Consider the following 14,125-nt stretch of genomic DNA (forward strand, 5'->3'; position numbering starts at 1 on the left):
ATGGGTAAGGAACTAAAGGACATAGCTAAAGACTTAAAGAGCAAGAATAAAAAGGTACAGCTGATCTATGCCTTTAATGGCACAGGCAAAACGCGTTTGTCACGAGCTTTTAAGGAGGAAATAGCTCCTTCTACACAAGGCTATGGTACTGCCGGAGACGCTGGGCAATCGCGTGAGAAGTTCCTGTACTACAACGCCTTTACAGAAGACCTGTTTTATTGGGATAACGATTTAAAAGAAGATTCAAACCCAAAGTTAAAGATACAACCAAATACTTTTACGGGTTGGTTGATAGATTTGTTAAAAGATTTAGGTGAAGACGGTAACATCGCTACAAACTTTCAACGTTATACGGGTAGCAAAGCTACCCCGATATTTAATGAAAAATACAAAACTAAAATTGATGAAAAGGAAGTAACGATACCTTCATTTTCTGAGGTCACTTTTCAAGTAGCCGCAAATGAGCCAGTTAACTACGAGGCTGCTGTTGCCGCGTCTGATGGTGTCGAAAACATAGTTCAGGGTAAATACGAAGTAATAAAAATTTCAAAAGGCGAGGAAAGCAACTTTGTTTGGAGTGTTATGTACACCCTTTTACAACAAGTTATTTCAACCCTTAATGAGCCTGATGCTACAGATAGAATCACAGATAAGTTTAATGCTTTAGAATACGTATTTATTGATGATCCAGTGAGTTCATTGGATGACAGCCATTTAATTGAATTAGCCGTTGATTTAGCTGGTTTGATCAAGGCTAGTACGTCAGATTTAAAGTTTATCATAACAACGCATAGTCCTCTTTTTTATAATGTTCTCTGCAATGAGCTCAATAATAAGGCTTATCAAAAACAGGCCGATGAAACATTTAAGCTCTCTTACAATCCGAACAAAGAGTTCAAGAAGTACCGCTTAGAAAAACAGGCTGACGGCCTTTTTCAGATACTAGACCAGTCAACCGACTCACCATTTTCATACCATCTGTTCCTTTTGTCAGAGCTTCAATTGGCTATAAAGGGGGGGCAGATCAGAAAGTATCACTTCAGTTTTATCCGAAATGTGTTAGAGAAGATGGCAACATTTCTGGGGTACAACTATTGGCCTGCGCTATTACCAAAAACTGCGGAAGGTAAGCCTGATCCATTTGCTAATAGAATCCTTAATCTATCCAGCCACTCTGCCCATGCAGGCGAAGAAGTCGCGGATATTGAAGAAAAAGATAAAGAAAAGCTGGATGTTTTAGTGAAATATTTGATTGAAACCTATGGTTTCAGAAAGCAGGAAGCCTAATGACCAACTACAAAACCATAGCCGAATCGAACAATTTTATTGTTCTAGACAAATACAACAAAGAATGGCAGGTAGCAGAAAGCTACCAGAGCGAAGGTGATTTAGAACGTGAGCTGATCCAAGACTTAACTAATCAGGGCTATGAGTATTTACCTGCTCTAACGACGCCAGACGCCATGATGGCGAATGTGCGCAAACAACTACAAGTCCTCAATAAGGTCGAGTTTACTGATGCCGAGTGGGCTCGCTTTTGCGAGCAATACCTGAACACTCCCAGCGACAATATTCTTGATAAAACCCGCAAAGTGCACAGTGACTATATCTTCGATTTTGTCTTTGATGATGGTCATATAGAAAACATCTACCTGTTCGATAAGAAAACCATTGCTCGTAACAAAGTACAAGTGATACGGCAGTTTGAACAAACTGGTACGGCAGCCAATCGTTATGATGTGACGATCTTGGTCAATGGTTTGCCTTTGGTACATATAGAACTAAAAAGGCGTGGTGTAGCTATTCGAGAGGCGTTTAACCAAATACATCGCTACAGCAAAGAAAGCTTTAATGCAGAGAACTCGTTGTACAAGTTCTTGCAGTTGTTTGTGATCTCGAATGGCACCGACACGCGCTATTTTGCCAATACCACGAAGCGAGACAAAAACAGCTTCGACTTTACGATGAATTGGGCGAAGTCAGACAATACGCTGATCAAGGATTTAAAAGACTTTACCGCCACTTTTTTCCAAAAAGAAACCCTGCTTGAAGTGATTTTTAAATACTCGGTATTTGATGTCAGTAACACCTTACTGGTGATGCGACCCTACCAGATTGCCGCCACCGAACGCATTTTATGGAAGATAAAGAGCGCGTTTAACGCTAAGAACTGGAGCAACACCGAAAGCGGCGGGTATATTTGGCACACCACCGGTTCAGGAAAAACACTCACCAGCTTTAAAGCGGCACGTTTGGCCACCGATTTAGACTGTATTGATAAAGTATTTTTTGTGGTGGACAGAAAAGACCTCGACTATCAGACCATGAAAGAGTATCAGCGGTTCTCGCCTGATAGTGTGAACGGTTCAGACAGTACCGCAGGGCTTAAGAGTAACTTGGATAAAGACGATAACAAGATTGTCGTCACCACAATCCAAAAGCTCAACAACTTAATCAAAAGCGAAAGCGATTTAGCTATATACAACAAGCAAGTTGTCTTTATTTTTGATGAGTGTCATCGAAGCCAGTTCGGTGAAGCGCAGAAAAACCTGAAGAAGAAATTCAAAAAGTACTACCAGTTTGGCTTTACGGGTACGCCAATTTTCCCTGAAAACGCTTTGGGTGCTGAAACCACGGGCAGTGTGTTTGGTCAGCAGTTGCACACCTATGTGATCACCGATGCCATTCGTGATGAAAAAGTACTCAAGTTCAAAGTGGACTATAACGACGTTCGTCCGCAATTTAAGAGCATTGAGACTGAGCAGGATGAAAAGAAGCTTAGTGCCGCGGAGAGCAAACAAGCGTTCTTACATCCGATGCGTATTCGTGAAATCTCGCAGTATATTCTGAGCCACTTTAACCAGAAAACGCATCGAGCTTATTCTGGTGCGAAAGGGTTTAACGCCATGTTTGCGGTAAGTAGTGTCGATGCTGCTAAAGCCTATTATGAAACCTTCAAAACATTGCAGGTCGAGACTAAAAATGGCCCCACAAGTAAACCTCTGCGTATTGCGACTATCTTCTCATTTGCAGCCAATGAAGAGCAGGACGCCATTGGTGATATTTTAGATGAGAGCTTTGAAGTCAATGCCATGAACAGCAGCGCGAGAGAGTTTTTGAGCGCCGCGATTACGGATTACAACGCCATGTTTAAATCTAACTACGGCGTGGACAGTAATGGCTTTCAGAACTACTACCGTGACCTTGCCCAGCGCGTGAAGAATCAAGAAATAGATCTGCTCATCGTGGTGGGTATGTTTTTAACGGGCTTTGATGCGCCTACGCTCAACACCTTGTTTGTTGATAAGAATCTGCGCTATCACGGCTTGATGCAGGCGTTTTCTCGCACTAACCGCATTTATGATGCGACGAAGACCTTTGGCAATATTGTTACCTTCCGGGACTTGGAGCAAGCAACCATTGATGCCATCACCTTGTTTGGTGACAAAAACACCAAAAACGTGGTGTTGGAGAAGAGCTACAAAGAATATATGGAAGGTTTTAGCGATATTGCTACTGGCCAAGTGCGCCGGGGTTTTGTTGATATCGTAAAAGAGCTGCAAGAACGCTTTCCAAACCCAGAAAATATTGAAAAAGAACAAGATAAAAAAGAATTTGCAAAGCTGTTTGGTGAATACCTAAAAGCAGAAAACATTTTACAAAACTACGATGAGTTTGCTGGATTAAAAGCACTGCAAAGTTTAGATACCAGCGATGAACAAGCCGTCGAAGAATTCAAATCAAAGTACTATCTGGACGATGCTGACATCGAGGCAATGCAAAACATCGATATGCCAAGCGAGCGTGCTATTCAAGATTATCGCTCTACCTACAACGATACCCGCGACTGGTTACGACGCCAGAAGCAAGGTGAGGAAAAAGAAAAACTTACGGTAGACTGGGACGATGTTGTCTTTGAAGTGGATTTGCTTAAATCACAAGAAATCAACCTCGATTACATTCTTGAACTGATTTTTGATCACAACAAGAAGGACAAGAGCAAAGAAGGCTTGATTGAAGAAGTTCGCCGTATGATTCGTGGTAGCCTTGGTAATAGAGCGAAAGAAAGCTTGATGGTTGACTTTATCAATCAGACAAATCTTGATGAGTACAATGACAAAGCCAGCATTATCGATGCCTTCTTTAAGTTCGCCCAGGCTGAACAGAAGCGCGAAGCAGATTTCATTATTGCCTCTGAAAAGCTAAATGAGGAAGCTGCCAAACGTTATATTGCATCTTCACTCAAGCGTGAGTATGCCTCTGAAAATGGTACTGCGCTTAATGAAGCTCTTCCCAAACTTAGCCCATTGAACCCAAAGTACCGAACCCAGAAGCAAACTGTTTTTCAGAAAATTGCTGCTTTTGTTGAGAAGTTTAAAGGTGTGGGTGGGCAGATTTAACTGGTGAGCCATTATTAAATCAAAAGTGGCCGTCAAGCTAATAATTGTCGGTCACTCATTTAAAAAATATCAGCTTGGGGCCCTGACTAAATCACTATGTTAGAGCATCTTGGATATTAAAATCTCCAAAAATTCCAGATAGGCAGGTCTCTTCGATAGTGCGAAGTGAAGGATTAAGATTAAAAATGAATAACCATAACACTAATTCTAAGGGAAACCCCTTCATTGTAGTTGATAAATATATTAGAAAGTGGGAAATAAAAGGTAATTATCAAAGCGAAGAAGACCTTGAGCGAGAGCTGCTTGCAGACCTTAAAAGCCAAGGCTATGAATATGTACCAAGCTTAAATCGTCCAGAGAAAATGCTGGTTAATATTCGTGAACAGTTGCAAAATCTCAATGATGTTATCTTTCTCGATGGTGAATGGCTTCGTTTTGTAGAGCAATATTTAGATACACCGAGCGATGGTATCATTGAAAAAACTCGTAAGGTCCATGATAACCACATCTTGGATTTCAAATTTGACAATGGTTATGTCAAAAATATCAAACTGGTAGATAAGAAGAATATTTCAAGCAATAAAGTACAAGTGATAAGGCAGTTTGAACAAACTGGTACGGCAGCCAACCGTTACGATGTGACGATCTTGGTCAATGGTTTGCCTTTGGTACATATAGAACTAAAAAGGCGTGGTGTAGCTATTCGAGAGGCATTTAACCAAATACATCGCTACAGCAAAGAAAGTTTTAATGCAGAGAACTCGCTATATAAATTCATACAGCTATTTGTGATCTCAAATGGTACTGATACTCGTTATTTTGCTAATACCACTAAGCGTAACAAGAACAGCTTTGACTTCACCATGAACTGGGCGCAGTTAATAGATAACAAGCCGATCACAGACCTCAAAGACGTTACCGCTACTTTTTTACAAAAACATATCCTGCTTGAAGTGCTATTTAGGTACAGTGTGTTCGATGTTAGCGATACGTTGTTAGTGATGCGCCCTTATCAAATTGCCGCAACAGAACGCATACTTCGAAAAATTAATAGTGCCTATCAGAGTAAAAATTGGAGTAAGTTATCAAGCGGAGGTTATATCTGGCATACCACAGGGTCAGGTAAAACTCTCACTAGCTATAAAGCTGCACGGCTAGCTGCGCAGTTGGATTTCATCGATAAGGTGTTCTTTGTAGTCGATCGTAAAGACTTAGACTACCAAACCATGAAGGAGTACCAACGTTTCTCACCAAATTGTGTGAACGGCTCAAATAGCACCGCTCAACTTAAGCTTAATCTGGATAAAGACGATAACAAGATCATCGTTACTACCATTCAGAAGTTAAACAACCTTATCAAGAAGGAGAGTAGATTATCTATCTACAATAAGCAGGTAGTGTTTATCTTTGATGAATGCCATCGCAGCCAATTTGACGAATCACAGAAAAACTTAAAAGAGAAATTCAAGTACTATTACCAATTTGGCTTTACCGGTACGCCAATATTAAAAGGAAATGCTATACGAGGGAAAATAACTGCAAGTGTGTTTGGTGATCAAATCTCAGAACCGTATAAAATATCCGATGCCATCCGCGATGAAAAAGTACTGAAATTCAAGGTGGATTATAACAATGTGAGCTCGGAATTTGGATATATAGAAAGCGAAAATAATGAAGAAAAGCTCAGTTTTTATGAAAAGAAGAGACTGTTTGCACATCCTGAACGAATTAGAAAAATATCAGAATACATTCTCAGGAATTTCCGTCGAAAAACGCATCGCTTGCAGGGTAAAGGAAAAGGATTCAATGCCATGTTTGCCGTTAGCAGCGTTGATGCCGCGAAGGTCTACTATGAGTGTATTAATGCTCTACAAAAGGAGAGTAAAACTAAACATCCACTGAAAGTTGCAACCATCTTCTCTTTTGCAGCGAACGAAGAGCAAGAAACTGTTGGTGATATTGAGGATGAGAGCTTTGATGTGTCAGCGATGGACATCAGTGCTAAGGAGTTCTTGAGTGCGGCGATCAAAGACTATAATACTCATTTTAAGACTAACTTTGGTGTCGATAGCAACGGATTCCAAAACTACTACCGTGATTTAGCGCAACGTGTAAAGAATCAGGAAGTAGACTTACTGATTGTTGTAGGCATGTTCCTGACAGGTTTTGATGCGCCGACTCTCAATACTTTGTTTGTAGATAAGAACCTTCGTAATCATGGCTTGATACAGGCGTACTCACGGACGAACCGGATCTATAACTCCACAAAAACCTGCGGCAATATTGTTACTTTCCGTGACTTAGAAAAGGCAACTGATGACGCTATCATTCTCTTTGATACAGATAATGCTAAGCGAACGGTATTGGAAATGAGCTTTCAAGATTATATGAATGGCTTTGCAGGAAATTCGTTGAGAAAACCTTATCGAGGATATTCTGAAATAGTATCCGAGCTTCAAAGTAAATTTCCAGAACCAACCAATATAACAAGAGATAACGAAAAAAAAGAATTTGTGGAATTGTTTGGTAAATATCTTCGGATTGAAAAAATACTACAGAACTTTGACGAATTTGCAGCTCTAAAAGCTTGGAAAAAAGCCAATACAGATGATGTAAAAGCGGTTGAAGAGTTTAAAGAAAAGTACAATGTTGATGATTATGACATAGCGCAAATGAAAAGCATCGATGTACCTCTAGAACGAGTGATTCAAGATTACCAATCAACTTACAATGACATCAGAGATTGGTTGCTCATTCAGAGAGAGGCTAATCAAAGAAGCGAATCGATCATAGATTGGGATGACGTTGCTTTTGAAGTGGATCTAATCAAGTCAAAAGAGATTAATTTAGATTATACCCTTGATTTAATGATCGAACACAACAAGAAACACCAAGGTAAAGATGAGCTGATTGAAGAAGTTCGTCGTCTCATTCGCGCTAGTTTGGGCTACCGTGCCAAAGAGAGCTTAATTGTAGACTTCATTAATCAAACTGATTTAGATAAGGTTGAGAATAAAGAGGGCATAATTGATGTTTTCGTTAACTTTTCCCAAGCTAAGTTGACGAGAGAAATTGAGGAGCTGATAAATGCAGAAAACCTCAATAAAGAAGAGACTAAGCGTTATATCGCAGCATCTCTAAAACGAGGGTATGCCAGCAATAATGGAACCGATCTAAATGCGACACTTCCAAGCCTAAGTCCCCTCGACTCGCAGTACAAAACAAAGAAAGACTCTGTGTTTAAAAAGTTCGCTGAATTAACTGACAAATATAAAGAGATTGATTTGTCAAATATGGAATTTTTATCAGTTCAGAAATAGTTAAGAAATGAACTAATTCGTTCTGAGGATCACTGGTGGAAACTCGTCAAGAATAGGCTAAACAGTAGGGTTAGCTCAATATAGTGATACTGAGGTGTCTGCTCTTTAATTACTAAAAGTAGTAACCGCTTTACTTAGCTTGTCAGGGCCGAGATGAAGGGCTTACTAGCTATTTTCTATTAACCAATAACTTTTAAACCCTTAGTTCCTGTAACTGAGAGGCTGCCTTTGGCGGCCTCTTCTATATGCCCGCTCCACCAGCACATCATTGGCTTTCTGCGCTCAAGGTAATCCGTTCGATTATACGCACTGCGAACTTGGTTATCGTCAACGTGGGCGAGTGCTGCTTCTATCAAATCGGGATCAAAGCCTTGCTCGTTGAGAGTGGTACTCGCAAGCGAGCGTAAGCCGTGGCTAACAAGCCGACCAGCAAACCCCATGCGTTTCAACGCCATGTTTGCCGTTTGGCTATTACAGGGCTTTTTAGGGTCTCTATCTGACGGAAAAACAAAATCACGATGGCCACTAATCGGCTTCATCACTTCCAATAGCGCCAGCATCTGCTCAGTGAGTGGTATGCGGTGCTCTCTTCTTTTTTTCATTCTCTCGGCTGGAATGGTCCATATCTTTTCTTCCCACTCAATCTCATCCCATCTAGCGCCTGCGGCTTCAGAAGGTCGAGTCATGGTGTGAAGTTGCCACTCAATTAAACAACGAGTAGTACGCTTTATACTGGCATTGGCGATAGCTACCATTAGCTCTGGTAGTTCATCTGGTGCTATACCGAATCAACTTGAAGATGCAGGCTTGAGAACCTGAAAATTATCATTAATTCGAGATGCCAAAGAGCCTGCGATCTCTGGAAGAGTCACAGTAAAAAATTGGTCTATTGCCGCCTTGAAGTCCCGTTTACTTTTGAAGTAATCGTTGTTCCTCGACTTCTCATTCATTACTTTCCAAAGCCGCTCTATTGGATTGAGGTTTGGGCTGTAAGGTGGAAGATAATGCAGCTCGATATTAAGGACAAATGCCGCATCTCTGACCAAGTCACTACGGTGATATCCCGCACCATCTAAAATGATATGAAGCTTATGAGCTAACGGATAACTCTCTCTTAACTTACAGAAAAAGCGAACTATCGTTTCACTGTTAATGCTCATCAATAACATACCTCTTAAATTTTTTCTCAATATGCTTGACCTATGTCTAACACATAGGTTTTAAGCTACAACTAATACACATTGGTAACGAATTGGAGATAGTTATGAGTTGTTGTAACAAAGCCCCAAACGGTGGGAGCAGTGACCCTAAGTTGTTACTTAAACTGTTTATTGGGTTGTTTGTGATTATATTTTTAGTCGCATTTATTTTTGGCTAGCAACATAAAACGAATAAAGTTTCATGTGCGTTAAACCTTCAGAGGCATGGATTATGTTGACAACTGAAATTGCGAGAGCAGCAGGTGTGACTGCTGAAACAGTCAGGTTTTACACTAGAAAAGGCCTTCTTTATGCAGAGCGAGACCCCAACAATGGCTACAAGATGTACCAGCAAAGTGCGGTTAATCGCCTGAAGTTCATTTCTCATGCGCGATCTATTGGTTTTAGCCTTAGCCAGATTCAAGAAATCATTGATTACTCCGAGCAAGGGCTGACTCCTTGCCCAGCTGTGAGGCAAATGCTGACTGATAAAATCGTAGAAACCAAGCAAAAGATCGAAGAGCAACAACGCCATTTAGCCATGATGGAAGCAACTTACGCAGAGTGGAATGAAAAACCGGATATGGAGCCCAACGGCAACGCATTATGTTGCTTAATCGAGGACTGGTCTGAGAAGCACCATCAAGTATTACCCGAGGAAAACTAACATGAACACAACACAGTATTCACTAGCACTTTCCGGCATTAATTGTGGCCGATGTGTCGCTAAAATTGTAGATGGATTACGTGAACGAGACCCGGATGTATCTTTCACTATTAATGATACCAAACATAGAGCAGAGCTTATTACCACGTTAATGCCGGAAAGCGCGATAGAAGTCATTGCAAAGTTAGGCTATGCAGCTTCAATACCTACGCAACAAGAGTATCGTACATCAGTATCTAATGTTACTTGCCAACACTGTGTGGGTAAAATCACTAAAGCAATAGTTGAACTGGATGCCTCCGCTCAGGTAGTTGTTGATTTAGACAAACAAACATTGGTGGTGAATGGCAGTTTGAACGGCGATGACATTGAAAGCGTATTAGCCGAACTGGGTTATAGCGGTAATACCGATGACACACAACCACAAACTACGGACGTCATTAAATCGAATAAAGTGAAAACAACACAGGCGGTGGATGTCAGTATTGAGCTGTCATTAATTGGTGTCACTTGCGCAAGTTGTGTTAATACGATTGAAGGTGCGCTTATATCGGTGTCAGGAGTCGACTCTGTTGACGTGAACTTTGCGAATCGCACGGCGACCGTGGTTTCAAGTCAGCCTGCCAGCGTACTTATTGAGGCGATACGAGGCTCAGGATATGACGCAGAAGAAATTGTCGATCAGGCGTTAGCAAGTGACCTCAAAGAAGCGCGTGAAGCTGAGGAGTATCGCTTTAAAGTAAAACAAAGCGTTATTGGTCTTGGTCTTGGCGTACCGTTGATGTTATACGGTCTGTTCGGCGGACCAATGAATGTTAATACGCAATCTGAGCAGTTACTATGGTTGGCCGTAGGCTTAGTGACATTTTTCATTTTAGTCCGTGCGGGTAAGCACTTTTTTACTGGAGCTTGGAAGGCCTTTCTGAACCGTAATGCGAACATGGATACGTTGATAGCGCTGGGAACAGGTACCGCCTGGCTCTATTCAATGGTGGTCGTTGTTGGGCCGCAGTGGCTACCGGAAAGTGCAAGGCATCTCTACTTTGAAGCTACAGCCATGATCATTGGCTTAATCAATTTAGGACAGGCGCTTGAGTTAAAGGCGCGAGGCAGAACTTCGCAGGCTATTAAGCGTTTACTTGACTTGAGAGTCAAAACTGCCATGGTGATTCGTGACGGAAAAGAGATGTCTTTACCGATTGAACAAGTTATCGCAGGCGACTTGATTCGCGTTAGAGCCGGTGAAAAGGTCCCAGTTGATGGTGTGATTACAGAGGGTGAAACAACGATTGATGAGTCTATGCTCACTGGAGAGCCTATTCCTGTGGTTAAACAAGTGGGCAGCTCAGTGTCTGCCGGGACAATTAATGACCACGGAAGTTTCGTTTTTGAGGCTCAGAAAGTGGGCAGTGATACTGTTCTTGCTCAGATCATCAGCATGGTGTCGAACGCGCAAAACTCAAAACCACCAATCAGCCATCTAGCCGATAAAGTGTCTTCAGTGTTTGTACCAACCGTGATGATTCTATCGATTCTTACAGCACTGGCTTGGTATAACTTTGGTCCTCAACCTTCCTTAGTTTATATGATTGTGGCAGCAACCTCGGTGTTGATCATCGCATGCCCATGTGCACTTGGTCTTGCAACGCCGATTTCTACTATGATCGGTGTCGGTAAGGCAGCCGAGTTTGGCGGGTTAATCCGAAATGGTGAAGCGCTGCAAAGAGCCAGTGAATTGGATGTCGTCGTATTGGATAAAACTGGCACGATTACTCAAGGTAAACCTGAAGTAACCAATTTTGTCTCGTTGTCAGAAGATTCAGAGCTGCTGCCTCTGGTCAATGCTTTGGAGAAGGGATCTAACCATCCACTAGCGAAAGCGTTAATCGCATTTACTCAAAGTGAGGTACATGATGAAGCGAGCCTACCAGAAGTGTCAGATTTTGAGTCATTAACTGGACTTGGTGTTCAGGCTCAGTATGCGAGTCAACGCGTGTTGCTTGGCAATCGCAAGCTGATGAGCCAGTTTAACGTCAATGTTGAATCGGTAGCAGAGTATGCTTTTCAGTGGGAACAAGAAGCCAACACAGTGGTGTATTTTGCGATAGGCGATCAAGTGCAAGCGCTGTTCGGTATCAGTGACCCGATTCGAGATGATGCTCGAAGTGCGATAAATCGTTTTCACCAGCAAGGCATCCATGTCGTGATGCTAACGGGGGATAACCACAATACAGCGAAAGCGGTGGCATCACTCGCGAATGTTGATGAATATCACGCGGAATTGATGCCTGAGGATAAGCTTCACTGGATTAAGCAGTTGCAAGCGAAAGGGCATGTTGTTGGCATGGTCGGTGATGGTATCAATGATGCGCCAGCACTTGCTCAATCAGACGTTGGCTTTGCTATCGGCAGTGGTACGGATGTCGCGATTGAAAGTGCCGATATTACCTTGATGCGTAGCTCACTCCACGGTATCTCAGATGTGATTGGGATCAGTACTGCCACAATGAAAAACATTAAGCAGAACTTGTGGGGGGCGTTTATCTATAACAGCTTGGGTATTCCTGTGGCAGCAGGGCTTCTGTTTCCGTTCACGGGTTGGCTATTAAGTCCGATCATCGCTGGGGCTGCGATGTCACTGTCCTCTGTTACCGTCGTAACCAATGCGAACCGCCTGCGTTTGTACACACCGAGTTCAACTATTTCAGCCATTGAGGAGTAATAAAATGTTAGCCAATATTTTGGGTCTTACAGCAATCGTGTTTATAGCGTGGTGGTTTTGGGGTAAAAAAAACTACTAAGATGATAAAAATGTCATAAATTCCCCCCCATTACTGATCTAAGCGCTGCGATAAACTTAGTCTTAGTTAAACGAGTTTAAGTCATTTGGAGAGTAATCGAATGAAAAGCAAAAAATCAAATTGTCACAAGAATGGTCATCATAAAGGTCATGGATGGATGATGGTTCTATGCGCGTTACTAATGGTGGGTATTCCATTATTTATTCTCTCTTCTAGCCAAGAGATGTTTAGTTGGGCATACCTTAGTAGTGCGATTGTTCCATTAATCATCTGTTTAGCGATGCATGGTTTAATGATGAAGATGATGATGCCGAGTGAAAAGAAAGGCTCCGAAGCCAACGAGCAATCGGTGGAAAAAATTGAAAACAATCAACAGTTCAAAGCATAAGTAAGGGTTAGGTGATTTTATGAAAAAGTTATATATATCAGTGTTATTAAGTGGTCTAGTTGCGATGCCGGTGTTAGCAACAAGTTCCATCGATGATCAGCATCGACATCACAATGTCGCGCAAAATGAGAAAGTGCATGCTAAGCAATCTCACGCGGATAAGATGAAGGATCACGATGGGATGATGGAACACATGCAAATGATGCAAAACATGAACATGGAAGACATGCCAGAAGAGTGCAAAAAAATGATGAGTAGCTGAACAAATGAAATATTCGTAATCAGAAAAAGAGATCCCCTTTACTTTTTCGAGTAAAAAAGAGCCGCCTGAGCTACCTGGGCGGCTCTTTATCGTTTATAGCCACAGGATTCTTCGCAATCACTGCAAGGCTATTTTTGGGGGTGCTTGATTTTATTGCGGTTAAAAGTCTATCGATTGTCTCCCTCCTAAATCTTAATATGACAAAAATGTCATGTTTGAGTGCCGAAAACGGTCACACTGGTTTAGGTAAACTAAGAGCATCCAAACAGAGAAGGAAATAATAATGAATCTATTAGTCAAAACTCTATTAACTAGCTCTATTATACTTACTAGTGCCGCATCATTTGCACAACCATTGTATTCCGGTGGCAATTATGTGAGTCGAGTTGTTCATAAAACAGTCTCTATTGATGCCGTGAGCTCTAAACAGCAAGCATACACTTTAGGCCTGGAAAAACTGTCAGAGTTTGAGGATATGAGCGGGCGAGATTTAAGTACAGCTCTGGTCCCTGTAAGAACTTATGGTAGTGCTCGAAATTCTACTCACCTGAAAGATGGAGGGTATGTAACTGTTCAGGAAAGAATGAATAATCAAGGTCAGACAGAGTATGTAGCCAAAGTACATCTTAATGTTCATTATCAAGAACGAGATAGCAACAACTAATCTCAGCAGAGCTCCTAGAGCATCAATTTGTTCTAGGAGTTAAGGAGCAACTATGATTGATAAAATTTCGGTAATATTTCAGGATCAAAAGCTTGAAGATATAGAATCGGTGCTCGCGGAGGAAGGCGTGCGAAACTTCACAATTTATCAAGTACAAGGGCGTGGAAGTTATGCGAACCTAATTGATACCCATGCTTTAAATACACATTACCAACTAGATGTTTTCATTGGTCATAGCCATACTCAGATTTTAGTTGGTGCATTACTAGATACTCTATGTGTGTCACAAGAAGGAAATGGTGTTACGTCTGTCATAGAAAACGTTTTGTTGTTTGATAATAATACGAAAAATCAAATTTCTAACCCATCATATAATCACAAGCTCGATGTATAACATCCAAGGAATTCAAGGCATTTTTCTTAT

At 41.5% G+C, this 14,125-nt stretch carries 9 protein-coding genes and 2 pseudogenes; 9 read left to right on the top strand and 2 right to left on the bottom strand.

Features of this window, described 5'->3' with window-relative positions; translation table 11 throughout:
- The 3 genes from B5D54_RS03205 (at nt 1) to B5D54_RS03215 (ending at nt 7,720) form a co-directional block, all read left to right on the top strand.
- Entirely contained in the window at nt 1-1,287 is a 1,287-nt protein-coding gene (locus tag B5D54_RS03205; protein WP_078925043.1) for an ATP-binding protein, read from the top strand.
- The gene (locus B5D54_RS03210; RefSeq protein ID WP_078925044.1) at nt 1,287-4,400 is read left to right on the top strand and encodes an HsdR family type I site-specific deoxyribonuclease; all 3,114 of its coding nucleotides are present in this window, start codon (nt 1,287-1,289) and stop codon (nt 4,398-4,400) included. The genes B5D54_RS03205 and B5D54_RS03210 overlap by 1 nt, the downstream gene beginning before the upstream one ends.
- A gap of 185 nt (nt 4,401-4,585) precedes the next feature.
- Nucleotides 4,586-7,720, top strand: a complete 3,135-nt coding sequence (locus B5D54_RS03215) for a type I restriction endonuclease subunit R (RefSeq protein WP_078925045.1) — start codon at nt 4,586-4,588, stop codon at nt 7,718-7,720.
- A 179-nt stretch (nt 7,721-7,899) separates the two neighbouring features.
- Here B5D54_RS03215 and B5D54_RS03220 read toward each other — a convergent pair.
- Together B5D54_RS03220 and B5D54_RS03225 are read right to left on the bottom strand one after the other, a co-directional pair.
- A pseudogene (locus B5D54_RS03220) lies at nt 7,900-8,502 on the bottom strand (tyrosine-type recombinase/integrase); the annotation flags it as partial.
- A gap of 6 nt (nt 8,503-8,508) precedes the next feature.
- Nucleotides 8,509-8,877 (bottom strand): annotated as a pseudogene (locus B5D54_RS03225) (IS630 family transposase); the annotation flags it as partial.
- Between the two features lie 274 nt (nt 8,878-9,151).
- Between B5D54_RS03225 and B5D54_RS03230 the strand changes: the two are divergent.
- From B5D54_RS03230 to B5D54_RS03255, 6 genes are all read left to right on the top strand, one after another.
- Complete coding sequence (locus tag B5D54_RS03230; RefSeq protein ID WP_074373100.1) at nt 9,152-9,586, top strand: MerR family transcriptional regulator; 435 nt, start codon at nt 9,152-9,154, stop codon at nt 9,584-9,586.
- A 1-nt stretch (nt 9,587) separates the two neighbouring features.
- On the top strand, nt 9,588-12,308 hold the full coding sequence (locus B5D54_RS03235; RefSeq protein WP_078925046.1) for a heavy metal translocating P-type ATPase: 2,721 nt from the start codon (nt 9,588-9,590) through the stop codon (nt 12,306-12,308).
- Between the two features lie 236 nt (nt 12,309-12,544).
- The gene (locus tag B5D54_RS03240) at nt 12,545-12,775 is read left to right on the top strand and encodes a hypothetical protein (protein ID WP_242004541.1); all 231 of its coding nucleotides are present in this window, start codon (nt 12,545-12,547) and stop codon (nt 12,773-12,775) included.
- A 19-nt stretch (nt 12,776-12,794) separates the two neighbouring features.
- Nucleotides 12,795-13,037 carry a hypothetical protein gene (locus B5D54_RS03245; RefSeq protein WP_078925048.1) on the top strand — a complete coding sequence of 81 codons (243 nt, stop codon included), beginning with the start codon at nt 12,795-12,797 and terminating at the stop codon, nt 13,035-13,037.
- A gap of 283 nt (nt 13,038-13,320) precedes the next feature.
- The gene (locus B5D54_RS03250; protein WP_078925049.1) at nt 13,321-13,701 is read left to right on the top strand and encodes a DUF3316 domain-containing protein; all 381 of its coding nucleotides are present in this window, start codon (nt 13,321-13,323) and stop codon (nt 13,699-13,701) included.
- Nucleotides 13,702-13,753: 52 nt separating this feature from the next.
- Nucleotides 13,754-14,095, top strand: a complete 342-nt coding sequence (locus tag B5D54_RS03255) for a P-II family nitrogen regulator (RefSeq protein WP_078925050.1) — start codon at nt 13,754-13,756, stop codon at nt 14,093-14,095.
- Nucleotides 14,096-14,125 lie beyond the last annotated feature (30 nt).

Source organism: Vibrio cincinnatiensis DSM 19608, from assembly GCF_900167345.1.
In the GTDB taxonomy this organism is placed as follows: domain Bacteria; phylum Pseudomonadota; class Gammaproteobacteria; order Enterobacterales; family Vibrionaceae; genus Vibrio; species Vibrio cincinnatiensis.

What these genes read in the sequence shown, in the direction of transcription:
- B5D54_RS03230 (WP_074373100.1), top strand. Translation starts at nt 9,152, where the DNA reads ATGTTGACAACTGAAATTGCGAGAGCAGCAGGTGTGACTGCTGAAACA.
- B5D54_RS03245 (WP_078925048.1), top strand. Translation starts at nt 12,795, where the DNA reads ATGAAAAAGTTATATATATCAGTGTTATTAAGTGGTCTAGTTGCGATG.
- B5D54_RS03235 (WP_078925046.1), top strand. Translation starts at nt 9,588, where the DNA reads ATGAACACAACACAGTATTCACTAGCACTTTCCGGCATTAATTGTGGC.
- B5D54_RS03255 (WP_078925050.1), top strand. Translation starts at nt 13,754, where the DNA reads ATGATTGATAAAATTTCGGTAATATTTCAGGATCAAAAGCTTGAAGAT.
- B5D54_RS03215 (WP_078925045.1), top strand. Translation starts at nt 4,586, where the DNA reads ATGAATAACCATAACACTAATTCTAAGGGAAACCCCTTCATTGTAGTT.
- B5D54_RS03240 (WP_242004541.1), top strand. Translation starts at nt 12,545, where the DNA reads ATGATGGTTCTATGCGCGTTACTAATGGTGGGTATTCCATTATTTATT.
- B5D54_RS03250 (WP_078925049.1), top strand. Translation starts at nt 13,321, where the DNA reads ATGAATCTATTAGTCAAAACTCTATTAACTAGCTCTATTATACTTACT.
- B5D54_RS03205 (WP_078925043.1), top strand. Translation starts at nt 1, where the DNA reads ATGGGTAAGGAACTAAAGGACATAGCTAAAGACTTAAAGAGCAAGAAT.
- B5D54_RS03210 (WP_078925044.1), top strand. Translation starts at nt 1,287, where the DNA reads ATGACCAACTACAAAACCATAGCCGAATCGAACAATTTTATTGTTCTA.